General features: G+C 37.9%; 39 protein-coding genes. 33 read left to right on the top strand and 6 right to left on the bottom strand.

The annotated features are described in order from the left end of the window. The first annotated feature begins 46 nt into the window (after positions 1-46). The 4 genes from EL097_RS11115 (at position 47) to rpsR (ending at position 2,541) form a co-directional block, all read left to right on the top strand. Positions 47-340, top strand: a complete 294-nt coding sequence (locus EL097_RS11115; protein WP_003045183.1) for a hypothetical protein — start codon at positions 47-49, stop codon at positions 338-340. Positions 341-1,379: 1,039 nt separating this feature from the next. Then, the gene (gene rpsF / locus EL097_RS04565; RefSeq protein WP_003045181.1) at positions 1,380-1,670 is read left to right on the top strand and encodes a 30S ribosomal protein S6; all 291 of its coding nucleotides are present in this window, start codon (positions 1,380-1,382) and stop codon (positions 1,668-1,670) included. A gap of 21 nt (positions 1,671-1,691) precedes the next feature. Next, positions 1,692-2,183 (top strand): single-stranded DNA-binding protein, encoded by a 492-nt coding sequence (locus tag EL097_RS04570; RefSeq protein ID WP_003045179.1) that lies wholly within the window; start codon positions 1,692-1,694, stop codon positions 2,181-2,183. Between the two features lie 118 nt (positions 2,184-2,301). Beyond that, positions 2,302-2,541: a 30S ribosomal protein S18 gene (gene rpsR, locus EL097_RS04575; protein ID WP_002983142.1), complete on the top strand. Its 240-nt coding sequence runs from the start codon at positions 2,302-2,304 to the stop codon at positions 2,539-2,541. A 470-nt stretch (positions 2,542-3,011) separates the two neighbouring features. On the opposite strand, the gene EL097_RS04580 is transcribed toward rpsR, so the two are convergent. The 5 genes from EL097_RS04580 to EL097_RS04600 all read right to left on the bottom strand — a co-directional run bounded on the left by EL097_RS04580 (position 3,012) and on the right by EL097_RS04600 (position 7,517). Further along, positions 3,012-3,671, bottom strand: coding sequence for a DUF1129 domain-containing protein (locus EL097_RS04580; protein WP_003045177.1), 660 nt, complete (start codon positions 3,669-3,671; stop codon positions 3,012-3,014). A gap of 111 nt (positions 3,672-3,782) precedes the next feature. Then, entirely contained in the window at positions 3,783-4,727 is a 945-nt protein-coding gene (locus EL097_RS04585) for a magnesium transporter CorA family protein (RefSeq protein ID WP_003045175.1), read from the bottom strand. Between the two features lie 245 nt (positions 4,728-4,972). Further along, positions 4,973-6,070, bottom strand: a complete 1,098-nt coding sequence (locus EL097_RS04590) for a site-specific integrase (protein WP_129544939.1) — start codon at positions 6,068-6,070, stop codon at positions 4,973-4,975. A gap of 176 nt (positions 6,071-6,246) precedes the next feature. Further along, positions 6,247-6,765 (bottom strand): HIRAN domain-containing protein, encoded by a 519-nt coding sequence (locus EL097_RS04595; protein ID WP_115245911.1) that lies wholly within the window; start codon positions 6,763-6,765, stop codon positions 6,247-6,249. An 11-nt stretch (positions 6,766-6,776) separates the two neighbouring features. Next, the gene (locus EL097_RS04600; RefSeq protein ID WP_129544940.1) at positions 6,777-7,517 is read right to left on the bottom strand and encodes an XRE family transcriptional regulator; all 741 of its coding nucleotides are present in this window, start codon (positions 7,515-7,517) and stop codon (positions 6,777-6,779) included. 180 nt (positions 7,518-7,697) lie between these two features. On the opposite strand from EL097_RS04600, the gene EL097_RS04605 reads away from it, so the two are divergent. Together EL097_RS04605 and EL097_RS10585 are read left to right on the top strand one after the other, a co-directional pair. Further along, positions 7,698-7,931, top strand: a complete 234-nt coding sequence (locus tag EL097_RS04605) for a helix-turn-helix domain-containing protein (RefSeq protein WP_050317061.1) — start codon at positions 7,698-7,700, stop codon at positions 7,929-7,931. Positions 7,932-7,945: 14 nt separating this feature from the next. Then, positions 7,946-8,104, top strand: a complete 159-nt coding sequence (locus tag EL097_RS10585; protein WP_164993787.1) for a hypothetical protein — start codon at positions 7,946-7,948, stop codon at positions 8,102-8,104. Here the strand turns inward: EL097_RS10585 and EL097_RS10590 are convergent. Further along, positions 8,101-8,394, bottom strand: a complete 294-nt coding sequence (locus EL097_RS10590; protein ID WP_158529172.1) for a hypothetical protein — start codon at positions 8,392-8,394, stop codon at positions 8,101-8,103. The two genes, EL097_RS10585 and EL097_RS10590, sit on opposite strands and share 4 nt — an antisense overlap. Before the next feature lie 130 nt (positions 8,395-8,524). Here EL097_RS10590 and EL097_RS04610 point away from each other — a divergent pair, with 130 nt between their 5' ends. The 27 genes from EL097_RS04610 to EL097_RS04745 all read left to right on the top strand — a co-directional run bounded on the left by EL097_RS04610 (position 8,525) and on the right by EL097_RS04745 (position 22,013). Next, positions 8,525-8,782 carry a hypothetical protein gene (locus EL097_RS04610; protein WP_126427277.1) on the top strand — a complete coding sequence of 86 codons (258 nt, stop codon included), beginning with the start codon at positions 8,525-8,527 and terminating at the stop codon, positions 8,780-8,782. Between the two features lie 17 nt (positions 8,783-8,799). After that, a complete protein-coding gene (locus EL097_RS04615; protein WP_129544941.1) occupies positions 8,800-8,985 on the top strand; it encodes a hypothetical protein in 186 nt (61 codons plus the stop codon). 93 nt (positions 8,986-9,078) lie between these two features. Then, positions 9,079-9,348, top strand: a complete 270-nt coding sequence (locus tag EL097_RS10870) for a transcriptional regulator (protein WP_331852325.1) — start codon at positions 9,079-9,081, stop codon at positions 9,346-9,348. A gap of 125 nt (positions 9,349-9,473) precedes the next feature. Continuing rightward, positions 9,474-9,857 carry a DnaD domain-containing protein gene (locus tag EL097_RS04625; RefSeq protein ID WP_129544942.1) on the top strand — a complete coding sequence of 128 codons (384 nt, stop codon included), beginning with the start codon at positions 9,474-9,476 and terminating at the stop codon, positions 9,855-9,857. Next, positions 9,838-10,050 carry a hypothetical protein gene (locus EL097_RS04630; protein ID WP_129544943.1) on the top strand — a complete coding sequence of 71 codons (213 nt, stop codon included), beginning with the start codon at positions 9,838-9,840 and terminating at the stop codon, positions 10,048-10,050. Before EL097_RS04625 ends, EL097_RS04630 begins: the two co-directional genes overlap by 20 nt. A 5-nt stretch (positions 10,051-10,055) precedes the next feature. Further along, positions 10,056-10,196 carry a hypothetical protein gene (locus EL097_RS04635; protein WP_129544944.1) on the top strand — a complete coding sequence of 47 codons (141 nt, stop codon included), beginning with the start codon at positions 10,056-10,058 and terminating at the stop codon, positions 10,194-10,196. Positions 10,197-10,204: 8 nt separating this feature from the next. Next, the gene (locus EL097_RS04640; RefSeq protein ID WP_129544945.1) at positions 10,205-10,411 is read left to right on the top strand and encodes a hypothetical protein; all 207 of its coding nucleotides are present in this window, start codon (positions 10,205-10,207) and stop codon (positions 10,409-10,411) included. 161 nt (positions 10,412-10,572) lie between these two features. Continuing rightward, positions 10,573-10,902, top strand: coding sequence for a hypothetical protein (locus EL097_RS04645; protein ID WP_129544946.1), 330 nt, complete (start codon positions 10,573-10,575; stop codon positions 10,900-10,902). A 2-nt stretch (positions 10,903-10,904) separates the two neighbouring features. Further along, the gene (locus EL097_RS04650) at positions 10,905-11,855 is read left to right on the top strand and encodes a recombinase RecT (RefSeq protein WP_129544947.1); all 951 of its coding nucleotides are present in this window, start codon (positions 10,905-10,907) and stop codon (positions 11,853-11,855) included. Further along, complete coding sequence (locus tag EL097_RS04655; RefSeq protein WP_129544948.1) at positions 11,855-12,652, top strand: PD-(D/E)XK nuclease-like domain-containing protein; 798 nt, start codon at positions 11,855-11,857, stop codon at positions 12,650-12,652. Before EL097_RS04650 ends, EL097_RS04655 begins: the two co-directional genes overlap by 1 nt. A gap of 177 nt (positions 12,653-12,829) precedes the next feature. Beyond that, the gene (locus EL097_RS04660; protein WP_000435056.1) at positions 12,830-13,171 is read left to right on the top strand and encodes a hypothetical protein; all 342 of its coding nucleotides are present in this window, start codon (positions 12,830-12,832) and stop codon (positions 13,169-13,171) included. Further along, on the top strand, positions 13,168-13,680 hold the full coding sequence (locus EL097_RS04665) for a RuvC family protein (protein WP_129544949.1): 513 nt from the start codon (positions 13,168-13,170) through the stop codon (positions 13,678-13,680). Before EL097_RS04660 ends, EL097_RS04665 begins: the two co-directional genes overlap by 4 nt. Beyond that, positions 13,667-13,861, top strand: coding sequence for a hypothetical protein (locus tag EL097_RS04670; RefSeq protein ID WP_129544950.1), 195 nt, complete (start codon positions 13,667-13,669; stop codon positions 13,859-13,861). Before EL097_RS04665 ends, EL097_RS04670 begins: the two co-directional genes overlap by 14 nt. Then, the gene (locus tag EL097_RS04675) at positions 13,858-14,235 is read left to right on the top strand and encodes a YopX family protein (RefSeq protein WP_129544951.1); all 378 of its coding nucleotides are present in this window, start codon (positions 13,858-13,860) and stop codon (positions 14,233-14,235) included. Before EL097_RS04670 ends, EL097_RS04675 begins: the two co-directional genes overlap by 4 nt. Continuing rightward, positions 14,235-14,447 carry a hypothetical protein gene (locus EL097_RS04680; protein ID WP_017771076.1) on the top strand — a complete coding sequence of 71 codons (213 nt, stop codon included), beginning with the start codon at positions 14,235-14,237 and terminating at the stop codon, positions 14,445-14,447. Before EL097_RS04675 ends, EL097_RS04680 begins: the two co-directional genes overlap by 1 nt. 4 nt (positions 14,448-14,451) lie before the next feature. Next, the gene (locus EL097_RS04685) at positions 14,452-14,652 is read left to right on the top strand and encodes a hypothetical protein (RefSeq protein WP_129544952.1); all 201 of its coding nucleotides are present in this window, start codon (positions 14,452-14,454) and stop codon (positions 14,650-14,652) included. Beyond that, a complete protein-coding gene (locus EL097_RS04690) occupies positions 14,645-14,872 on the top strand; it encodes a hypothetical protein (RefSeq protein ID WP_129544953.1) in 228 nt (75 codons plus the stop codon). The genes EL097_RS04685 and EL097_RS04690 overlap by 8 nt, the downstream gene beginning before the upstream one ends. A gap of 92 nt (positions 14,873-14,964) precedes the next feature. Then, positions 14,965-15,312 (top strand): DUF1642 domain-containing protein, encoded by a 348-nt coding sequence (locus EL097_RS10875; RefSeq protein ID WP_232013350.1) that lies wholly within the window; start codon positions 14,965-14,967, stop codon positions 15,310-15,312. Between the two features lie 41 nt (positions 15,313-15,353). Further along, the gene (locus EL097_RS04700; protein ID WP_232013356.1) at positions 15,354-15,551 is read left to right on the top strand and encodes a hypothetical protein; all 198 of its coding nucleotides are present in this window, start codon (positions 15,354-15,356) and stop codon (positions 15,549-15,551) included. Positions 15,552-16,115: 564 nt separating this feature from the next. After that, positions 16,116-16,535 carry a DUF1492 domain-containing protein gene (locus EL097_RS04710; protein ID WP_129544955.1) on the top strand — a complete coding sequence of 140 codons (420 nt, stop codon included), beginning with the start codon at positions 16,116-16,118 and terminating at the stop codon, positions 16,533-16,535. Between the two features lie 107 nt (positions 16,536-16,642). Next, positions 16,643-16,987 carry an HNH endonuclease gene (locus tag EL097_RS04715; RefSeq protein WP_129544956.1) on the top strand — a complete coding sequence of 115 codons (345 nt, stop codon included), beginning with the start codon at positions 16,643-16,645 and terminating at the stop codon, positions 16,985-16,987. A 147-nt stretch (positions 16,988-17,134) separates the two neighbouring features. After that, positions 17,135-17,491 carry a hypothetical protein gene (locus EL097_RS04720; protein ID WP_129544957.1) on the top strand — a complete coding sequence of 119 codons (357 nt, stop codon included), beginning with the start codon at positions 17,135-17,137 and terminating at the stop codon, positions 17,489-17,491. Beyond that, complete coding sequence (locus EL097_RS04725) at positions 17,488-18,756, top strand: phage portal protein (protein ID WP_129544958.1); 1,269 nt, start codon at positions 17,488-17,490, stop codon at positions 18,754-18,756. The genes EL097_RS04720 and EL097_RS04725 overlap by 4 nt, the downstream gene beginning before the upstream one ends. Next, positions 18,749-19,969, top strand: a complete 1,221-nt coding sequence (locus EL097_RS04730; RefSeq protein WP_129544959.1) for a polymorphic toxin type 50 domain-containing protein — start codon at positions 18,749-18,751, stop codon at positions 19,967-19,969. The genes EL097_RS04725 and EL097_RS04730 overlap by 8 nt, the downstream gene beginning before the upstream one ends. Continuing rightward, on the top strand, positions 19,969-20,154 hold the full coding sequence (locus EL097_RS04735) for a hypothetical protein (RefSeq protein WP_000364419.1): 186 nt from the start codon (positions 19,969-19,971) through the stop codon (positions 20,152-20,154). The genes EL097_RS04730 and EL097_RS04735 overlap by 1 nt, the downstream gene beginning before the upstream one ends. 58 nt (positions 20,155-20,212) lie before the next feature. After that, positions 20,213-20,479 carry a hypothetical protein gene (locus EL097_RS04740; RefSeq protein WP_129544960.1) on the top strand — a complete coding sequence of 89 codons (267 nt, stop codon included), beginning with the start codon at positions 20,213-20,215 and terminating at the stop codon, positions 20,477-20,479. Positions 20,480-20,597: 118 nt separating this feature from the next. Next, entirely contained in the window at positions 20,598-22,013 is a 1,416-nt protein-coding gene (locus EL097_RS04745) for a terminase (protein ID WP_129544961.1), read from the top strand. Positions 22,014-22,081: the final 68 nt, after the last annotated feature.

The raw sequence follows: 22,081 nt of genomic DNA on the forward strand, positions 1-22,081 counted from the left end.
ATGATGTTAATAAAGAGGTATGGATAAGCTTTAAGCAAGGGGGTGTATGTTCATAAAGATGAAGAATTTTATCGATCAGTATTCATGGTTATTTTTTGCTTTTATGATTCTGGTTCTGTTTCTTAATTATCTTTATCCCTTTGATGCTTCTTTGGACGGGCTTCAGTTAGAGTGGCTCATTATGACAAAAGTTTTCCCAAGTTTGGGTGTTCTTTGTGCCTTCATTGCTATTCTTTTTAGAAAACTCAATCTTTTTATCCTCGCCTTTATCTTATACTTTGCTCTCTGGATAAAATTGTTTATCTCCTTTTCTTTCTTCACATATTTCTTAGGTGTTTAAACAAAAATAGCAGCAAGGCTGTGCCCCTTACCATAGTTTTCCTACTAGGATTTAGCTGTTGATTAAGTGCTAAGTCTTTTTTAATTGATGAGCACATTTTTGGATAATTAATAGCAAAATGAACCTATCTTTTAGTTTCAAAATAGTAAAAGGAAAGACTAAAAATTTGACTTCAGCAAACGCTTACATTATAATAGAACTATAAAGAAGGATGACAAGTGGCAACTAATTATAGGAGGTATTCTTATGATGAACGGACATGTCGCACGGTATAAAAATGGAGACTAAGAACTCCAACAAACGGTAGGCAAAACCGATTTTACAATGAATTGATAATGTGATCACATGCTAAAACTTATCGAGATTTCCGATTTGGCCAAAGGAGCGCTCTAAACAGTATAAGTTTGAAAAATCTCCAATATTGAAAGGACCTATGTCATGCTAAGATTCAATAAAGGACGCTATAAAAATGGAGACTAGTTAACTTGTCACTAGTCATCCTTGATATTGTTATTGTCACTCAGTGTGAAAGATGTACTTATTTTAATGTGTTATTATTGTCACTCAGGGAATACTGCATTTCAAAATAGGGAGGTCTTATGCACATCGCAAGATACAAAAACGGAGACATTTTAGCCTATTGCAGAAAATAGGTTAAGGAGTGAATCCAATGTAAAAGTCGTAAATAACTAGAAAACAAAAACCAAACATAAGAACGAAAATCAAGAACAAGACATCCTTTTAAAAACCATTTCATTTAATTAATAGAAAGGAGATTGCGCATTAAACATCAAAATTATATCTCCTCTTTAGAGGAACGATTCATACAACTCCTTATGAAATGATTGTAGAAGGGAGATTATCACTAAAAAAATAATCATAAGATACCCATGGTGTGCAGTGGGTATCTTTTTTGCACGAAAAAATAAATTTTCCTTGATTTTAAAGTCAGTTTCAGGTATACTAGTAATCTGTGAGCATCCCTCACTTACTCGTTACAAGGGTAGCGAGTCATTAGACCAAAAGGAGGAAAACATCAATGGCTAAATACGAAATTCTTTATATTATTCGTCCAAACATTGAAGAAGAAGCTAAAAACGCTTTGGTAGCACGCTTTGATTCTATCTTGACTGACAACGGTGCGACTGTTGTTGAATCAAAAGATTGGGAAAAACGTCGTCTTGCATACGAAATCAACGATTTCCGTGAAGGACTTTACCACATCGTTAACCTTGAAGCGACTGACGCAGTAGCTCTTAACGAGTTTGACCGTCTTTCAAAAATCAATGGTGACATTCTTCGTCACATGATCGTTAAACTTGACGCTTAATTCCAACTAAGAGGGTAGTTTATGATTAACAATGTAGTACTAGTTGGTCGCATGACCAAGGATGCAGAACTTCGTTACACGCCAAGTCAAGTAGCTGTGGCTACCTTCACACTTGCTGTTAACCGTAACTTTAAAAGCCAAAATGGTGAGCGCGAGGCAGATTTCATTAGCTGTGTTATCTGGCGTCAGCCAGCTGAAAACTTAGCAAACTGGGCTAAAAAAGGTGCCTTAATCGGAATTACAGGTCGTATTCAGACCCGTAATTACGAAAACCAACAAGGGCAACGTGTCTATGTGACAGAAGTTGTTGCAGATAATTTCCAAATGTTGGAAAGTCGTGCTACACGTGAAGGTGGCTCAACTGGATCATTTAATGGTGGTTTTAACAACAATGCCCCATCATCAAACAGTTACTCAGCACCTGCACAACAAACACCTAACTTTGGAAGAGATGACAGTCCATTTGGTAATTCAAACCCGATGGATATTTCAGATGACGATCTTCCATTCTAGTCAGAATGGGTTGAACGAATACATTGAATTAAATGGATTTGCTGATGGTTTTAGGGTAAGCTTTCCTACTGTGACCTCTGGCGAATTTATATCTTGAAAAATATAAAGGAGAAAACACATGGCTCAACAACGTCGTGGCGGATTCAAACGCCGTAAAAAAGTTGACTTCATCGCAGCTAACAAAATTGAATATGTTGATTACAAAGATACTGAGCTTCTTAGCCGTTTCGTTTCAGAACGTGGGAAAATTCTTCCTCGTCGTGTAACAGGAACTTCAGCTAAAAACCAACGTAAAGTAACAACAGCAATCAAACGTGCTCGCGTTATGGCACTTATGCCTTACGTAAACGAAGACTAAACAAGCAGTCTATTTCGGGCTGCAGATTGAAGAAAAAGTCCAGTTAGGACAATTTTCTTCAATCTTTTTTTTCTCTTCTAAAAAAGAACAGCTCCTGAAATCCAATAACATAAGCGCTTTAAGTGTTAGTTGACATCATGATCATTAAATTATTTTCATTGTGGCTTCTAAAAACAGAGTTTGTCTAGGTTTTGAGCAGTCTATTTTGGGCTGTTTTTTAGTCAGCTGAAAATAGTTTAAGCCTGTAGAAGACTGTCGTCGTCTCAGAGACTGTAACAAATAAGTGTCAAAGGTACTGGTTGGGCTTTGTCTGAAAATGAAAAACGATCTGGTGGAACTAGTTTTTGTGGGACTTAATTAAAAAATCATAGCGCTAAAGAAAGGACTGTTTTATTTCGTTTTTAGGTAGAGTCGATAGTGATAAGATGTAAACAAAAATCCTTGCTAACTAAGCAAGGATGAGTATGACATCATTTGTTGACGGGTGTCATTGCGTTTTGAATATTGTATTTGCGTTGGAGGTAATAGCGCAATGCTAAAGCAGCTCCACCAATAATGAGTAAGGCAAGAGGAGGTAACTGTGGGTTCAGGAAAGTTGGTAAAAAGGCAGTTGCAGAGTACAAGGCAATCCAAACTAACATAGCTAGCGATAGGGCTGCAATGATTTTGAACCAACTTGGACGAAGGCTCTTGTCTTTCCCGAGATGGCGATAGATAAAATAATAGGTAGCGTACATGGACGCTCCTCCACCAAAACCTAGTGCTAATAACGACATCAATCCTGTAACTGTAGCGTTTGTGTTGAAGAAGGTCATAATGCCATTTAGCAGAGCAACCACCCCAATAAACAATAAAGAGGTATCGAGCCACATCAACCAAGGGTTGGTGTTTTTGTCAGTTTCTGCAGTTTGTTTTTGGTTAGGGTCTTGGCTAAAGGAAGCTGCCCAAGCGGTCGGAGTGCCTAATAGATTTCGAGCGGTGACTCCTTTTTTCTGGTTTTCGAGAATAGTTGGAATGGCTTCTTCGAGAATCAGTTTAATATCTTCATCAGACTTGCCATCTTGAATGAGTTTATTGGTGGCAATGTGGATAAATTCTTGGTTTTTCTTAGTCAGTTGTTGTAAATCCATAGGAATCCCTTCTTTTATAAGGCGGTTAAGCTCAGTCAGTAATATCGGTTAGATGGCAAGTGAGCTTGGGTGATGAGGTACTTGGTAGCATTGGCTTGTAGGTTAGCAGGCTCAGAACCATTTTTTTCTAATAAAGTAAATCACAACGCAGGAACTTAGCAGCATGGCAATCAAGGTGATATACCAAAAAGCGTGTTCTAAGCCATTTAATGGTAACCAGTTGTTCTGGAAGTTCATACCGTAAGCAGAGAAGATAACAGTTGGAATATCTAGTGCCATAGTCATTAAGGCCAAGGTTTTCATAATGGTGTTCTGGTTGTTGTTGATGATGGAAGCAGTGGTTTCGGTCATGGCATTCAAGACGTTTTCATAAATACCCGCCATTTCAATCGCCTGTTGGGTTTCGATGAGGGTATCCTCTAGCAAATCCTCGTCCTCAATGTATTTTTTGAGGGAGCTGGTTGAACTGGATAATTTTTTAACAATACGTTCGTTGAATTTCAAGGAAGCCTTTAAATAGACGATGGATTTTTCAAGTTCCATCATGTCGATGAGTTCTTCGTTTCGGGTAGCTGCTTCAAGCTGAGCTTCCAAACGTTCGCTTTGACGATCAATGGTTCTCAAGGCGGTTAGAAAGAGCTCGGCATTGCGATACAACATTTGAAACACAAAACGTGTCTTCATGAAGGTATAAAAGTTCTTGACCCGACGATTATGAAAATGGTCGAAAAGGGTCAGGTCATGCAGACAGGTTGTGATAACGGCATTTTCCGTGACAATAATGCCCAAAGGCATGGTAATGTAATAGCTCTTGTTGTTCCGTTCTTCATAGATTGGAACGTCAACGATAATCAAGGTGTAATCGTCTTCTACAGCAATACGTGAGGTTTCTTCCACGTCCAAAGGGGCGCGCAAGTCAGAAATATCAATGTTAAAGTGATCGGCAATTTCCATTGATTCTTCCTGGGAAGGGTTGACCAATTTAATCCAAGCCCCTGGCTCGAATGTTTCTATTTCTTTGAATTCAATTGCCGATGAAAGAAACATTTGTTTCATGACAAGCCCTCCTTTTTCATGATTAGCTGAGTAGAGAGTTGCATCAAACCTTGATAATAAAAGCCTTCTCAAGGTTTTTCTGAAAAATTCTCAATACTTATCTATTATACCAAAATTCGCAAAGTTTGGGGCAACTAGTTCTCAGAAATTTCTGTTATAATATAAGGTTACCTCTCAGAACCATTGATATCAAGGCTTTTTTAAAGTCTAAAACCTGGCTTACTACGTTTTCCGCTACGTTTGTGTTAAATAGCGACAAGTTCAGCCAATTTATCAGCAACATTATCCTTTGATTTTTTGGACAAGTGAGTATATAAATCCATCGTGATTGCTATTTTAGCGTGACCTAACCGTTCTTGTGCAATCTTAGCGGGAATCCCAGCCTCAAACAACAACGAAGCGTGGGTATGCCTAAACCCGTGGGGAGTAATCCTTTTTAATCCATGCTTCAATATAAATCTGTCCAGTCTTTTTCTCACAGTGTCGCAAGCAAAATTAAACAATTTAAACGATCCGTATAAAGGTTTGATACTTTGCTTAATATATAATTTGGCTAACGACATGGTCTCAGCGTCCATTGATATAGTGCGATTGCTTTTTTTGGTTTTAGGAGATTGTACAGCCCATCCTTCTTTTGTATAAGCAATGGTTTTTGTAATGCTGATAATATTGTTACGAAAATCAAAGTCGGTATCTTTTAAAGCCATTAATTCACCAATTCTAAAACCGCCATAACTCAGCAATCTATAAATCAGACGCATCTCTAGACTTTCTTCGGCTTCCACAATCTTCAAGAAAGTATTCAATTCCTCTTTTGTGTAATATTTTTTAGTGAGTGTATCCACGTTTTTGTAAGTACACTTTGATCTCAATGTCTTGCTCATAGGGTTATTCTCAATAATACCTAAGTTGACAGCAAATTTAAAAATTCTGTTTGCTAAACTTAGATAAAGCGTATAACCGCTATATCGAGACAGGCAATTCACAAATTTTTGACAAATCATGACAGTTATCTTTGTCATTTGCAGTTGTCCTAAATGTGGCTTTAAAATTGTTTTATAGTAGTTTTGGTTAACCAGAAATGTTGACGGTTTGACTGTATTTTGGTACTGCTCAAACCACAGTTTGGCTACATCATTAAATGTAGTTTTATCATTACTTTTCCAAGCGCCTTGACGCTGAAAATCATCGATAAGTTTTAACTCTGTTCTTTTAGCTTCTCTTTCTGTTTTAAAACCTTGTCTAGTTGTCCTGACTTGTTTACCAGTCATGGGATCAACCCCGAGATATGCTCTTAAACGATAGGCAGTTGTGCCATCTTTTTTAGTGTATTTTTCAATCATTGTTTTTTCCTCTCTCTTCGCGCTAGGGAGTGCTGATTTTGAGATAGGATATTGGCATCACCTCCTTTGTGTGATATAATTCAGAGTATAAGAAAATGAGCTATTTAAAGCTTACTTCTTATTGATTGCATATTGCCTCACGCTCTCCTCGCCAAATTTGAGCGTGGGGCTTTTTGTTAGTTGAGAAACCAAGATGCTATCGACTCTAATAATCCAGCATTTTTACTTTTTGATACTCTATCTACTTTTAAAATAGTCAATCGTAACTTATAAGTTATATCTTTCTTTTTAGTAACCACGGTTTTTAAATCGTTTTTGAGTGTTTTGTATTGTCCACCACGACCAGTAAGCGTTGCTTCCATTTGGTAATGACTAGATTTTTTTACATAAGGGGTTAATCGTTTAGCTAAGTCTGCTGGAAAGTAGCCAACAAAAGTTTTGTTTACCATGACTTTTATGGCATTTGGATCGTGACGATTAAGAGGTTCTCTGACAATCTCTACATCTTTTGTTGAGACCCCGTAATACTTGTAGATATCCTTGAAGTTTGATTTTATGTAGTCAGAAATAAAATCTTTATCCTTATCCCAGTATGGTGATTTCTTACCAATTTCAGCCATAACTTTATTAGCTTCTTTTTCATGATAATTTGTTCCCATTAAGATAAAGTTATCTTGGAATATGACTTTTTCCATAACAGTCTCCTTTAATATTCCCTATAAATATCCACAACTTCACCGATTGTGCGGATGTCGTTATCCTTTGAAAGATAGATTTCCTCATAGCTTTTATTTAAACTTTGCAAGTACCAAGCGCCATCATAATCACGCTTGAGTTTTTTTACAAAGTTTTTACCATTGACTTGGAATATCCCTATATTATTCATATCGACTTGGCTAGATACCTTGATGAATAGCAAATCGTTGTCTTGAATAAGTGGTTCCATTGAATCACCGGCTACTTTTGCAATAGTATCATATTCTTCAGGAACATCACTAGCACGCAATCTAACTTCCATATGTAGGTTGTCTTCTTGAAAAGTACCGTTACCTGCCGCAACAAGACCCTCGACATAATCATTGATATAATCCTCTTCTTCAAGCTTTTTATCGAACATAGAAACAACTTTACTTTGTTCTTCTAATTGTTCGTTAGCGAAGCTGAGGACTTTTTCTTGTCTAGGTTGTTCTAGTTGGTTGTAGATAGAAACGATTTCAGGAGTTTCCTTAACAGCTTCTTTTTGAATTCCTAAAAGAAATTCAGGAGTGATGTTTAATACTCTAGAAAAGTCATTGGCTCTATTAAGCGGAAATTCCCTAGTTTTGTTAAAGTACCTCGACATAGTTGACTTTGCAATGCCAACACGTCTAGCTAGCTCGCTCATCGAGATTCCCTTTTCATCTACTTTTTCTTGAATAAGTGAGATAATTTCGTCATTAGTTCTCATATTTGTCTATCCTTTAATTTGTTATTTTAATTATAACACCGTTCCCAAAAATATACAACGGAAACACAAAAAATATTTTTTCCGATATTTTTTTGTAAAAAGGGTTGACAGTTTGGAACAACAAGAGTTATAATAAAATCGTTCCAAAACGGGAACAAAAAATGTAAAGGAGGTTACAGAATGACAATTAATCTGAAACGATTGAAAGCCGAGCGCATTGCAAATGGCATGACACAAGATGAAATGGCACATCGATTGGGTTGGAAAACCCGCACGCCATATGCAAAACGTGAGAATGGCATTATTTCCATCGGTGCTGACGAATTAGCTCGAATTACTTTGGTTCTGGGATTACCGATAGAAAAAATAACAATTTTTTTTGACACAGATGTTCCCGAAATGGAACTGATTTAACGAAGGGAGAAAATATGGAAGAAAACCTCAAACGATTGATTACTGAAAATATCTTAGAATTTTTAGGCTCTGACTATGGAAAAGGTTTCTTAACTGGCATAAAAATTGCCATTGAGATTATTGCCAAACAAATACCGACACCCTCAGAAGAAGATATCGGTCAGGATAGTTAATTTTTGCGCTGCTGTTCGAAAGCTTGTTTTAGCTGACTTGCCATCATTTGCTGAACAGGTTCTTTCATAGTTTCAGCAAGATTAATTTGGGCCAGAGCGTCAAACATCAATTTATTTTGTAAATCGTCTTGCTTGTTAGCTTGTTGAAGCTTTAACAGTTCAATTTCATGTTCGTGTTGGACTTTTAATTCTCTTAACTTAGCCTTAGTTTGAAAATAACTGGTTAAATAAGCAATCAAAGCAGGCACACAGGCAGTTAAAAAAGTCACGATGATTTGATTCCAGTTCATAACTCATCCTCCTTTCTGTAATGATAGCTTTATTATATCACGGTAGGAGAATGCCAAAAAAGTCCGACGGGAATCGGACTCTAAAGAATACTATTTACTTAGATTATACCACGAAAGGGGTGATAAATCTATGCAATCACAACTTACTTACGATTTACTAAAAAAGCAGATAGCAGAAGAGCTTTTTGATGAGTTTAAGAAACTCATACAGGAAAAAGATTTAGCGAATCAGTGGGTCAATCAAACAACGCTCGTCACTGAATACGGCTACTCATGGCAAACTATAAAACGCATGGAAAGCTATGGGCTTAAATCTTTTAAAAACGGCAAAGACAAAATGTACTGTCTTGCTGATATTAACGACATTAAACACTTAATGAAACAATAAGCGCTGGGGAGTGCAAAATGAACAAATTAGAGATTTTACTACTTACATCAACTATCATCTTAGCAATCATCACTAGGATTCAACACGAAGTCATTAAAAAACACAATTCGCCAGAGAATAAGCGGAAAATATTTAGGGAAGTAGCTTTAAAAAACAGCAAAGGATGGAGTGAGAAGCGTGCAAGAGGAGGGGTTGTCAGCTAATGCAGTACATTTTTCAAGACATTAACAGGTAGTTACACAGCTGTTAGCAATGAATTTATTCAGGACAAAGAACTTTTCAATAAGGAAAAAGGACTGCTGCTAACCATTTTGAGTAATGCAGACGAATGGAGAGTCTATCCTGAAGAACTCGCTAGACGTTGTAAGGATAGCGAATCTGCAATCAGAAGCCAGTTGAAAGCGTTAGAGAATGCCAAGTATATCAGAACTTATAGAAAATCATTTGGCGGGCGATATGGTACCGAAACCTATAGATTCTGTTCTGACAGAAAAATAAGCGACGAGGCGTTCAATGCTTTGAAGGCAGAACAAGACTTAGAACTAGAAAAAATTGCTAATACCTAATTTGCTAATGTGCAATTTGCTAATCAACAAATTAGCCAACTAATAAATACTAACTTATAAATAAATACTAAATAACAATAAATACTAACAGACAATAAGCATCATCATCAACAGCAGGAGGAGCTATGGACGAAAAAAAGCTTTTTGAAAATTTCCAGTTAACTTTTGGACGAATGGTGTCCCCATTTGAAATCGAAGATATTCAAAAGTGGATTCACGAAGATAACATGCCAATTGAAGTTGTCAACCTTGCCTTAAGAGAAGCGGTAGAAAACAACAAAATCAGCTGGAAGTATATCAACAAAATTTTAGTTGATTGGTATAAATCTGGAGATACGACAGTAGAAAAGGTCAGAGACAGGTTGCAACGGTTTGAAGATAGTAAAAAACAACGGAGTGTAACGAATTCCAACGTCCCTAGCTGGTCCAATCCAGAATATCGAGATCCGACGTACGATGATTTAAAAGTAAAACCAAGCGAGGTATTGGATGGATCAGGAGATTTTTAGCGGGTTTAATGTCCTGCTTAAAAAAATGTATGGTAAACAAGCTAGCATAGAGACCTTTAACAAATTTGTCGAGTATTGCCAAAAAGGAAAAGAGGTAAACGGTGTTAAGCCTGTATTAAACCCTATCAATTTATACGCATTTGGCCTTGGCATTCCAACGATAGAAGCTATGAAAATTTATCGCGAGAGGTAATTGACATGACAAAGCAATATAGAGAGACGCTTATCTGGTACCGAGCAAGCCATCAAGAGCGTGAGAAGCTACTTGATTTTGGGCTAGTTGATAAATCACAGTACGTGACACTATTGCGGCAATTGCGCAAGAAATATGCGATTTAGGAGGAAATATGACACCAGAACAAGCGGAAAAAGCAAAATTAAGAGCTAAACAAGAACTTGAAACGTTCAGCATATACCTTGATCAGGCAGTTGATGAACTCGGTGGAATATTAACTACGCAAGAAATCTTTTTGGCAGCGGGTTTTACCTATCTTGGCGCATGTCAAACAGACATACATGCGGCCATTGAGGGATTGTATGAGCAAGTTCGATGATTTTAAATTTAGCGAAGACTGGGAGAGTAACTACTTTGAGGTCCAAGCTTTGCTAGGACAAGAGATAGACAAGTTACAAAATAGGGTTGTCCAGTTAGCAAACGAAAACAGAAGATTAAATGCCGAAAATTGGCAGTTAAGACACAGAAAGAGGAAATGATATGAACATCAAAGAAAAAATTGTAGTGCTAAGAAAAACTAAAGACGGAAGTTTTTTAAAGAGTTTTAAAAATAGAGATGCAGTGCTTGCTTATAATGCGGAGTTTACAAATATCATTCAGGCGGCATCATTTCTACCAGAAGAATGTTACAACATGCAAAAAGACGAAATTGATAACTTAGCCGAAACGTTTGGATGTGATGTTGTAGTTGTCGAAGCATCTTATGACCTAAAATTTATTGATGGTGAGGATGTTCCAGAGTTAACAAAAGAGCAAAAAGTTAAAAGTATGGTAAACGGAATGTTTGAGCAGGTTTTTGGAGGTGAATAGAGATGGCGAATGAATTAACCCAAAGACAAGTGACATCAAACGTTGCGACACGAATCAATCAAATGAAAGATTCTGACGGACTGATGATTGCGCCAAAATACAGCGTAAGCAATGCGCTTAGCTCAGCGTACCACGCTTTGAAAAATGGGGGTCTATTGAATAAAGACCAGGATAGCATCTACAATGCACTTTTTGATATGGTAACGCAAGGTCTAAGCCCGGCCAAGAATCAATGTTACTTTGTGCCTTATGGGAACACTGTCAAGTTGACGCGTTCGTACTTTGGCACTATGAAAGTTGTTAAGCAACTTCCTGAAGTAAAAGACATTTATGCAGAAGTGATTTACAAAGGTGACGACTTTAAAATCAAAAATGAAAACGGTCGTAAGGTATTTGTTAGTCATGATACTGATTGGATGAATGCGGACAACGAAATTGTCGGGGCTTATTGCATCATCGAAAAAGAAGACGGTGAAAAGATTTTGACAGTCATGACAAAAAAAGAAATTGATAAATCTTGGGCACAGTCAAAAAACGGTAACGTACAAAAGAACTTCCCGCAAGAAATGGCAAAACGGACAGTTATTAATCGGGCAGCTAAGCAATTTTTTAATACGAGTGATGACAACGATTTGTTTGTAGATGCAGTAAACCGTACCACAGAAAACGAATATGACAACGACAGACAAGTTAAAGATGTCACCCCGCAAGAAACAAACAGTCTAGACGACCTAATTGGTCACCAGAACGAAAATAAGGATACTCCTAACAATTTAAAAGACGTAACCGAAGATTTACATGACGAAGAAGAAAAAACGCTCACAGACGAAAATAAGACGGTTTTAGAAGATACGTCTTATCCGGCTGATGAAATCCCCGATTTTGATGAAGAAACTGGCGAAGTATTAGCTAGCGAAGGCAACCTCTTTGATAACCTTGGAGATTTAATGTAATGGCGGAACTCGACTTACTTGGAAAGGAATACTATGGCAAGGAATCGGCTATCAGGTACTGGTCTATTAGTCAGTACAAGCGCTTTAAAGAGTGCGAAGCAAGGGCGCTTGCTGAATTACGAGGTGATTGGACAGATACCAGAGATAACACTGCGCTGCTCGTCGGGAACTATGTCCACTCTTACTTTGAGAGTAAAGAAGCTCACGAAGAATTCAAAGCCCAAAACGGCTCTGAAATGATTTCGACAAGAGGAGCAACAAAAGGTCAATTAAAAAAGGATTACTTAGTTGCTGAGCAGATGATTGAAGCACTTAAAAGCGATAGTAACTTTATGGCTATCTACCAAGGAGAAAAGGAGGCATCAATCACAGGATTTCTTGGCGAGGTTGAATTCAAGGGTAAAATCGACTGCCTGAATGTTGAATGTGGCTATTTTGTAGACATCAAAACAACAAAAGGGCCGATTGACGACACAATCTGGAATGGAGAAGAGCGTGTCAGATGGTTTGAGGCTTACGGATACATCTTGCAGATGGCTGCTTACAAAACCATGCTAGAAGCTAAGTATAATAAACCGTTCGAGCCGATTATTTACGCGGTAACCAAGGAAACGCCACCAGATACAAGAGCCATCAGAATCCAAAATATAGATGCTATGCAAACTGAGTTAGACAACTTGGCTCAAAACATCAAGCGACTAGATGACGTCAAAAAAGGCCTAGAAAAACCTAAGCCTTGCGGAAAATGCGAGTATTGCAGACAGAACCAACTGTCTGTAAGAGTAGAGATTTTTTAACAACCTATTGCAAAGTGAAGCTCGGCCTTTGCAAGTTTAAATTTTCCGAGCGAGAAAGGAAAGTTGAAATATCGTCAAATTAACAGGATTGATGATATGAAGAATTGCTACACTCGTCCTTGCCAATGCTCACACACAATTTTAGGGCGAGTGTGGATTTTAAAAAAGGTGAAAAATATGGAACAAATCAAAATTACAGGAACAGGAACAGCGCTAATTTTAGATAGAGTAAACCGAATCTTTGCCATCTCTGGTGGTTTGACTATGCAATGGGATTTTATTAGTGATTTCAAAAAGATTGACGATGAGCCGTCACTAGATGAAGATGGAGAACTATTCGAAACAGCTTACGACCTTGTGCTCGAAGCTAAACCAAAAACTAAAATCAATCTAACATCTTCATATTTTGCTAAAGAGCATAAGAAAGACACAGATGAAATCATAAAAGTATTCTCGTTTATCGAAGATAATAAGAGGAATATCTTTGAAACCCTTGGTATTCGTGGGGTTCTTGAATGAGTAATTTGGTATTATCGCTAGACATTTCAACTTCTGGAACAGGTTGGGCCTTATTTAAAGGCTCAGACTTTATCCAGAGCGGTGTCTTAAAACACAAAAGTGACTCTTATTTTGAACGTGGTCGATATATGGCTAGCCAATTAAGGTTGATCCAGTCACGAGCACTAAAAAAATACGATTGCCACTTTAGTACAATCGCAGTCGAAAAAAACTCGGTTATGGGACCTAACCAGCAATCCATGCTTAAAATCGGTATTGTAACTGGTATCATCTTAGGACGCTTGATAGCTGATAACGTCGTGTTTGTTAATGTATCGACGTGGCGCAAGCACTGGAAATTTAGTTATAAGGATCGCTCAAAAAAAGCGATGAAAGCACAATCGAAAGAAAAAGCTCTCGAATATTTCGGAAAAACAGTAAAAGATGATGAAGCGGATGCTATTTTGATTGGCTCATACTATGTCAATCAAGGCTATCTTGATGGATTGGAGACACATGACTACTACTAAAAAACACGTTGCGAGAGTTTACAACAAAGGTATTACAGCCACTTACATGGTTTATGACAAAAACCTGTTTACAGAGCATGAGTTTGCAACAAAAAGAGAAGCGATGCAGTTTATCAGAAAACTAGAGTTAGCTAATGATAAGCGAGTGACAGAATATTTTATGAGAGAGATGGAAGAATGAAACCAAAATTTAGAGTGTGGGATAAAGAAAAACAAGCTATGAGCACAGTAGAAGCAATAGATTATGTTAACGATAAAATATACCCATTTTATAGAAAATATGTCCGTAGATATATCCCTTTCGAGGAAGCTGTGTTAATGCAATCCACAGGCCTATTTGATAAAAACGGCGTTAAGATTTTTGATGGGGATATTGTAAAATTACAATACACAATTGCTAGCGATTTTGAACTTTTTGAAGTACGTCAATTTAGAGGAGGGATGTGGCGAATTGACAATAGACGACGCGGATCAGATTTGTGGTTAAGAAACGAGGACTGCGAAGTTATCGGTAACATACACGAAAACCCAGAATTACTAGAAAGCGTGGAATAATGAGTTTTAGATTATCTTGGGAAATTAACGGCAAAATCGCTGAAGTTGTAGGTGACTATAAGACTCTAAAAGCAGCCTATGACTCAATTAAGGTCCACATCAAAGACAGAGATAAATTTGCCAGTCCTTATTATCGCATGTGGCAAAAAGGCAATGTATTTACTGTCGATTACGGCAAGCACAATGCTTTTTATAAGATTGAGGAGAGGTGACAAAATGATAGACACTGATACACTTGCAGCAGTACATGAGGCTTTGCAGCTATCCATGCCAAAAATAATCAGTATGATTAAAGAGGCATCTATAAACAAAAGTGATGATTATAAAAAAGGCCTATGTGATGGCGCTAATTTGATAGGTGATACTATATTAAAATCTATCGAACAAATAATGGATTCGGAGGCTGATCATGACTAAAGACGACTTTTTAACAGGTTTTGTACTTATACTTTTAGCTGCTTGCATTTTTGCAGTGGGATTTGTGTTTGGATCCGACTGTAGCAGTGAGCATTACGAACCGCAAATAAACGGACTGCGGACACAACTAAGCAGAACACAAAAGCAGCTTAAGCGTGCTAGCGAGGATAGAGCTAGACAGACAAAGCGGATTGCTGAGTTGACAGGGAATGGGAGATAAGGATGGACGATAACACAGCAGTTGTTTTGACACTGCTAATACTATTTTTACCTTTTATTATTAGTAGTTTTAGAGATTAAGCGAGGTACAAAATGAACATTAACGAAGAATTATACTTACCAGTTAAACGAGGAGGTTTTAGCATAGGTCGAGATGAGTTTGATTGCAAACATTGTTACATAACGCTTGATGGCGATGAGGTAGCATCATCAGTTAAAGCTAAATCAAAAGAAGAGTTGCTAGACCAGCAAAAACCAGAAATTCCGCAGTTTGTGGCTGAGTGGTTGGAAGGATTGAAGAAAGAATTTCCCGACAACTTACCTAACCAACTCTACCATGTTACAAGGCAAGGTTGGGGTTTTGGATTGGAATATGAAGCTAGTAACACCGAAGAAATGAAAACTCTTTATAACTGCGGGGGAAAACTAAGAAAGATTTAGTTAACGCTCTTATTTACGGATACACAGTCGAGAAAGAAAAACTGTACAAAGTCAGAGATAAACGACTAAGCCCTAACCAAAATTACTTAAATTTTGATAAGTGTAGCGAATGTTGGTTCTTTTCTAACGGAATTGATACTTTATCTTTTAATGCTGGACACACTAGAAAAGCTTTAGAAGAATCAGGTTTTAATGTATTTGATGACGATAACTACGAAGTTATTGAGGTGACGGAATGAGATTTGTTAAGCCTAGCACAATCAGAAATGATGATTTATTTATTATTTGGAAATAGTGGTGATCAAAAGGAATGACTGAATGATTTTTTTAGCTGCAATCTTATTACTACTATTCTGTTTTATTCTAGCTTTATTAATATTCGCTGGATGTTGTCTAGTAGTAAAAATCATAGAGTATTTAATTGATTTATAACCCCACGCAAGCGCATAAGAGCCTGCAATGGCTCTGTGGGGTTAGGACCTGGAATCGTCCTTAAACTTACCCTAGAAACCTTCAATCTTTTATCAGCCTTGTGGATTGTCAGAGGTCCGCAAGGTGTAGACCGAAATTAAATACAGAAGGATGTGATAAGAATCTCCTTGACCAAAAAAACGAAATCTAACGCAGATTATCGGTCATCTGCTATTATTCAAGGCGCTACTAATGCTTTAACACTGACATCCTGCGCCTGTGTCAAAATAAAAAACGAAAGAGAGGAACTTTTCTCCACAAAAAAGCCAGCTCACAGCTGACTCCTTAGTTAATAATTCGACAAATCTATTATATCAAAAAGGAGCTAGTCAGTGAGCAAAGCTAAGGCAATTTTAAAAGACTTACGCAATTTAGATTTATATATCGCTAGTTTAATCAGACGTCGAGATAAGATTGAGGCTTCGTTGCTTTCTAGCCCTAAATGGACAGCAGATAAAGTCTCCGGGGGTAACAAAAGACGACAAGATGATGTTTACGTAGAATTGATTGCAACTGCTGAAGATATCGAGAAGAAGACTGCTGAAGCTATAAGAAAACAAAGAGAGCTTCAAAACATGATTGATAGCCTTGAAAATACAGACAGTCAAACAATTTTAAGCATGGTCTATATTGATAAGATGACTAGATGGCAAGTGATCGATGAGCTAAATTGCAGTGAAAGCACATATTTCAGATTGTTAAGAGTTGCAACGAAGGAGCTGAACAATCTGACAGTAAATGACAGCGATTGACAGTGAATAACAGTGCATGACAGTTTTAAAGTGATAATATAGTATTATCAAGAAATGAGGGGAGGGTACGAAAATACCCCCTCTTTTAAATTTAGAAAGGCCCCCCTATGTCTCAATTAAGGGCAGATAAGAAAGGCCCACACAGGGTTGCATTTGACAGGAATAAGAAGAAGTTGCTGAAGACAGCTAATACATGTGGAATCTGTGGCAAACCAGTCGATAAGATGCTGAAGTATCCTCATCCACTTAGTCCAGCGATAGATCATATAGTTCCGATTGCAAAAGGTGGTCATCCGTCAGCGCTAGAAAACTTACAGTTGACTCATTGGCAATGCAATAGGCAGAAGTCTGATAAGTTGTTTGTCATTCAGGAAAGTCGTGAGCCGAAGACACTAGGGAACAGGAACCTTCCTCAAAGCAGAGACTGGTCATCTTTTACATTAAAAAAGTGAATTTGTGCAAATTATTGATTTATGCTAAAACCGGCCAGAAGCTAAATGGGGGGTATGACCCTCCCCGGTCGGTCGGCCGAGCTTCACGCCGTCACTGTACATTTTTTCTCACGTTAGGATTTAGAAAATTTTAGAGGTTGAATTTCATTGAAAAAGAAATGCTTAATTTGTAAAAAAAACTTCCAAGCTAAAACAAATAGAACCTTATATTGTTCTGAAGAATGCCGTAAGAAAGGCAATCGTGAGAAACAACGTAAATTGATGAAGCAAAAACGGGCTGAACAGAGGAAAGAAAAAAAGAAAGTTCTAAATCCTAACACAGATGTGACAGAAAAGCCTAAAAAAATACGTAATTTAGCGCAACACTATAAAAAACTAAAAAAGGAGATTTTGGCCAATGAAGCTGAATTTGGTTTTACTGGAATAACACTTATTGAAGGAATAGATGTACATGAAGAAAACTTTGTAGATTTAGTCATGCAAAAAATGAAGGAGCAGAAATGAATTATATGGGTATGGGCTATCTTCGTAGGAAGTTAGCTCTTTTTAAAACCGGAGTCGATAAAAGGTATCGATATTATGCAATGGACGACAGAGACAACACACGAAGTATTGTCATGCCTGACAATGTGCGTGATATGTACAGGTCTGTGATTGAATGGACAGCTAAAGGAGTTGATAGTCTGGCAGACCGGATTATTTTCAGGGAATTTGCTAACGATGATTTTAATGCTTGGGAAATTTTTAAAGCGAATAACCCTGATATCTTTTTTGATACTGCTATCCAATCAGCGCTAATTGCATCTTGTTGCTTTGTGTACATCATGCCAGGGACGGAAGATGGCCTTCCCAAAATGCAAGTGATAGAAGCCAGTAAAGCAACAGGAATACTTGACCCAACTACATTTTTACTAACAGAGGGTTATGCAGTGTTAGAGTCTGACTCAAACGGAAATCCTACATTAGAAGCCTATTTTACTGACAAAAACACCTGGTATTATCCTAAAGATGGGAAAGCATACAGCATTGACAACCCAACAGGTCATCCGTTGTTAGTTCCTATCATTCACAGACCAGATGCCGTAAGACCATTCGGCCGCAGTCGCATTACTAAGGCTGGGATGTACCATCAAAAGGCAGCGAAGAGAACGCTTGAGAGAGCAGAGGTTACGGCCGAGTTTTACTCATTCCCACAAAAATATGTTTTAGGCATGGACCCAGACGCTGAACCGATGGAAAAGTGGCGTGCTACGGTGTCAACGTTACTCGAAATCTCAAAAGACGAGGATGGTGATAAGCCAACAGTTGGGCAATTCACAACAGCAAGCATGGCTCCTTTCATGGAACACTTAAAAATGTATGCTTCGCTATTTGCTGGTGGTTCCGGTCTCACTCTTGATGACCTCGGCTTCCCTTCAGATAATCCATCATCAGTAGAAGCTATTAAAGCAGCGCATGAGAATTTAAGAGCAGCAGGGCGCAAAGCTCAACGCTCTTTTTCTTCTGGATTTCTAAATGTGGCGTATATTGCTGTTTGTTTAAGGGATGAGTTTCCTTATTTACGCAATCAGTTCATGGATACTGAAATTAAATGGGAACCTCTTTTTGAAGCTGATGCAAATATGCTGACCATGATTGGTGATGGTGCTATTAAGCTTAATCAAGCCATTCCTGGCTTTATGGATGCGGATGTTATTCGTGATTTAACTGGTGTCAAAGGGTCTGAAAATCCAACTTCAAAAGCAACGGAGGCGACAACTGATGGTTGATGATGTCTTACCTAAGATTTTAAAATCGGTTCAACAGGATTTTGAAAAACATTTTGGCAAAAGCGAGGTAGTTGCTAAGGCTTTTGCAGAATTGAAGTCTAAAAAAGCGACTTACAAAACAGTCAATGAGTTTGCTATTGACGTCGGACAACTTTTATCTTTGGCTCTGACAGGCTCTGTGAGCTCGGATAAATTACCAGACGGTAAAATGTATTACAATATCGCTAAACGTCTCTTAGATGAAACGCTAGTCCGCAATTACGAGTTGATTTCTGGATATGCTGAAAATGTTCAGCAGATTTTGAATGAGCAGGCTAAAATTAGTTTAAAGGTTCAGCGTCCACCGCTAAATCATGATAAAATTGACGGGTTAGTAAATCGTTTGGGTAGCGAGCCTGTCTTTGATGATGTTAAGTGGCTATTTGGTGAGCCGATTGTTAATTTTAGTCAGTCTATCGCTGATGATTGCATTAGAGTCAATGCTGATTTTCACGCTAAGGCTGGAATGAAGCCGACCATTGAACGCATATCAACTGGTAAGTGTTGTGATTGGTGCGATCGCCTCGCTGGTAAGTATATTTACCACGAAGAACCGCCAAATTTTTATCGTAGGCACCAGCACTGTCAATGTATTATTGACTATCACCCTAAAAATGGTAAGCGTCAGAATTCATGGTCTAAAAAATGGTCAAAAGAAACTACTGATGTACTTGAACGACGCAAACAGATGAATATTGACATCAGAGATAATAACCGTAAGTCTGATATCAAAGAATATAAGGAAATAGTATCTATTTTAGGTACAAAAGCCCCTGTTTCACTGGCTAAATTCCAAGACTTGAAGTATAATGATGGTGTAAGATATGAGCGATTAAAAGACCAAGCACACATCCAAAGGAACTTTAAAAATGGAAGGTGGCTAGATAAGGTAAATCCTGAAAAACAAGCTCGTCACATCAAATCAACCGCTGGAGAAGGTAAGAGTTATTTCTTTGATGATGTGGATGTCGATATGCTGTACAACAAATATAAGATGTCAGGATATATCGAAAAGCGTAAAGGGATTCGTACTCAATTTGAAAAAATTGACCTTGATGAACAAGATTCTCTGGGAATAGATACTTTTTCAGGTAATAAAATTAACGCAATGACTATACATTATGGTAAGACGGGAGTTCATCTTGTTCCGGCTTACTACGAAAGGAGAACATAGTGGACTTAAAAAAATATCACAACAAGAGTGTCCGAGTTCGAACGGATGAAGAAATCTATGAAGGCGTTGCTGTGTTTAATGATAAGGATGATTTTGAAGAAGAATTTGATTCTTTATCTATTAAAACAGACATTGGCTGGAGCAATGTTTTGGAACTAGAAATCAAATCAATTGAAATTATTTAATAAGCGCTTAGCTGTCATAGTTAGGTGCTTTTCTTATGCTTAAAAATAGGAGAAAACAATGAATAAACGAATCAAAAAGAAACGTAAACTAGAAACAGCGGTTGTGATGCTTGTTGCAGAAAACGCTATGCAAGCAGAAGCAATTAAGAATCAAAACAGACAAATTGCAGAGCTGAGATCGATTATACAACAAAACGCCCAAGCTACCAATGAAGAGTTTGCGTCTGTTAAAGCTGCTACTTTAGATAATCAAGCAGCTATTACAAACATTGCAACTGACGTTAACTACATTAAGAAAAATTATAAGCGTAAGTGGGGCAAATAAAGTTTAACCGTGTCGAATTCGACCCCTTTAATAATCAAACTAAGTCGTAGCAATACAGCTTTTTATTGTGCCCTGTCGCATGGCTAAAAACTAGGCAGTACGATTGAAAGGAATAAGTATGGTTACTAAGACGAAAACAAAGCTTGGCAATCAGCGACCTACTCAATCGGTAAATTTACATTTTGCTAAATCTCTAGCGCATGAAGCTATTAAGTACTACAGAAAAACAGGGCTAAGTTGCTATCCGTGGCAAGAAAATATGCTTATCCCAATTATGGCCATCGATGAAGATGGTTTATGGGTGCATCAAAAGTATGGATATGCTATCCCACGGCGTAATGGTAAGACGGAAGTGGTCTATATTGTTGAGCTGTGGGCTTTGCATAAAGGTTTAAAAATCCTACATACTGCCCATAGAATCAGTACGTCTCACGCCTCATTTGAAAAAGTAAAAAAGTACCTTGAAATGTCAGGCTATGTTGATGGAGAAGACTTTATATCAAACAAGGCAAAAGGCCAAGAACGTATTGAGTTCAAAGCCAGCGGCGCTGTTATCCAGTTCCGGACTAGGACATCAAACGGCGGGCTTGGTGAGGGATTTGACTTACTTATCATTGACGAGGCACAAGAATACACATCTGAGCAGGAGTCAGCACTTAAATATACTGTTACCGACTCAGATAATCCTATGACTATCATGTGTGGAACACCACCAACAATGGTCTCGACCGGTACAGTCTTTGAAGCTTATCGTAAAGATTGCTTGAAAGGCAATAAGCGGTACTCTGGATGGGCAGAATGGTCAGTTCCTGAGATGGTTAAAATCAATGATGTATCATCTTGGTATATTGCTAATCCATCTATGGGATTCCACCTCAACGAGAGGAAAATCGAAGCTGAATTAGGCGAAGATGAAATCGACCACAATATCCAGCGTTTAGGATATTGGCCATCCTTTAACCAAAAATCAGTTATATCCGAAAAAGAATGGGCAAAACTCAAAGTTGAGCAAGCGCCAGAACTCAAAAGCAAGCTTTTTGTCGGTATCAAGTTTGGTCAAGATGGCAACAACGTATCACTATCAATCGCAGCAAGAACATCAGAAAATAAGGTATTTATTGAGACTATTGACTGTTTATCAGTTAGGAATGGTACTCAATGGATTATTAACTTCCTGAAATCAGCTGATATTGCTAAGGTTGTCATTGATGGCGCTAGTGGCCAAGAATTGCTTGCTCGGGAGATGAAAGAGCAAGGTCTAAAGAAACCAGAATTGCCTAAGGTCGCTGAAATTATCACAGCTAACATGATGTGGGAGCAGGGGATCATGCAGGAAACCATTTGTCATAGTGATCAGCCATCTTTGACAGCGGTAGTTACAAACTGTGAAAAGAGACAAATTGGCTCTAATGGTGGTTTCGGGTATAAGTCGCTTTATGACGATAGAGACATCAGCTTAATGGACAGTGCATTGCTTGCGCACTGGATTTGTTACACAACGAAGCCAAAAAGAAAGCAAAGAACCAGCTGTTAAAAACGACATCCGAAAGGATGTTTTTTACTGCTAAAAAATCTACCGAACTGCCGGGAAAGCAGGAGAAA

This window comes from Streptococcus canis, assembly GCF_900636575.1.
GTDB classification, from domain to species: domain Bacteria; phylum Bacillota; class Bacilli; order Lactobacillales; family Streptococcaceae; genus Streptococcus; species Streptococcus canis.